The organism is Streptomyces otsuchiensis, assembly GCF_004305975.1.
GTDB lineage: Bacteria > Actinomycetota > Actinomycetes > Streptomycetales > Streptomycetaceae > Streptomyces > Streptomyces otsuchiensis.
This window is the reverse complement of record NZ_BHZI01000522.1, coordinates 1-1,420: the sequence shown is the minus strand read 5'-3', so window position 1 is coordinate 1,420 and position 1,420 is coordinate 1. Positions and strand designations below refer to the sequence as shown.

Genomic DNA, 1,420 nt, shown 5'->3' with positions numbered 1-1,420 from the left:
GGGCACCGTAGGGCGGCCGGGGGCGGCCGTTGATGGCGGGAGCGGCCATCGTTTCCGGCAGGTCTGTGTGGTGCACACACATTGCCGGGACGTCCCGGCGCGGCGGACGCTGCTACGCGTCACCGGGAACCACACAAGGAGCCGAGCCGTCATGACGCTGCCCAGACCCCGCAGAGCCAGCAGTCGAGCCAGTCGCCTCCCGCACACCCGCGGCCCCGTCCTGGCCGCTGCCGTCGCGCTCGCGGCCCTCGCCACGGCCTGCTCCAGCCCCGGTGGCGACGGCGGGAGTTCGGGCGGGGGCAACGGCGAAGGGGACGAGGGCGGTTCGGTCACGGTCGCGCTGATCACCTCCACCTCCGGCCCGCTCGCCTCCTACGGGGAGCAGTACCTCCAGGGCTTCGAGGCGGGCCTGGACCACGCCACCGACGGCACCGGCGAGATCGACGGCATCACCATCGAGGTGGTCCGCTCCGACGACGGCGGCGAGCCCGACACCGCCGTCTCGCACGCCCGGCAGCGCATCGGCGAGGGCGCGAAGATCATCGCCGGAACGGCCTCCTCCGGTGTCGCGGTGCAACTCGCCCCGCTGGCAGTCCAGAACGACGTGCTGTTCCTCTCCGGCCCGGCCGCCACCGACGCCATGACCGGCACCAACACCCACACCTTCCGTACCGGCCGGCAGACCTACCAGGACGTGGTGACCGCCAAGGAGATCCTCGGCGAGACGGACGGCGACGGGCAGAAGGTGGTGGTCCTCGCGCAGGACAACGCGTTCGGGCAGGCCAACGTCGCAGCCGTCGAAGGCGTCCTCGGCGGGCAGGGACTGGAGGTCACCTCGGTGCTGGCGCCCCCGTCCGCGACCGACCTCACCCCCTCCACCGCGCAGGTCAAGGCGCAGGACCCGGACATGGTCTTCGTCGCGTGGGCCGGTGACACCGCCCAGTCCATGTGGACCACCCTCGACCAGCAGGGCGTCCTGGACACCGCCACCGTGGTGACCGGCCTCGACATCCGCGCCAGCTACCCGGTCTTCGGAGACGCCCGCGACAAGATCACCCTCCTCGCGCACTACGTGCCCGGTGCCACCGACACCCCCGAAGCACAGGCGATGGAGGCGTACTTCGAGGACAAGGGCTGGGAGAGTGACCTGTTCAGCCCGGACGGCTTCAACGCCGCGCAGATGGTCGCCGAGGCGGTACGGGCCGGCGGCACCGACGCCGACACGGCCGCCATGATCGAGGCGCTGGAGGACTTCACCTTTTCCGGCGTGAAGGGCGAGAACACGGTGCGCGGCTCCGACCACGCACTGCTCCAGCCCATGTTCCAGGCCGAGTTCGACGGTGACATGCCCAGCGTGGTGCGCACGCTGGAGCCGTCGCTGGTCGCGCCGCCCGAGGCGGACTGAGCCATGGCCCCCGCC

Annotated in this window: 1 protein-coding gene; it reads left to right on the top strand. The window is 71.8% G+C overall.

Features of this window, described 5'->3' with window-relative positions:
• Nucleotides 1-151 precede the first annotated feature (151 nt).
• Complete coding sequence (locus tag E0D90_RS25605; RefSeq protein WP_130800290.1) at nucleotides 152-1,405, top strand: substrate-binding domain-containing protein; 1,254 nt, start codon at nucleotides 152-154, stop codon at nucleotides 1,403-1,405.
• Nucleotides 1,406-1,420 lie beyond the last annotated feature (15 nt).

What these genes read in the sequence shown, in the direction of transcription:
- E0D90_RS25605 (WP_130800290.1), top strand. Translation starts at nt 152, where the DNA reads ATGACGCTGCCCAGACCCCGCAGAGCCAGCAGTCGAGCCAGTCGCCTC.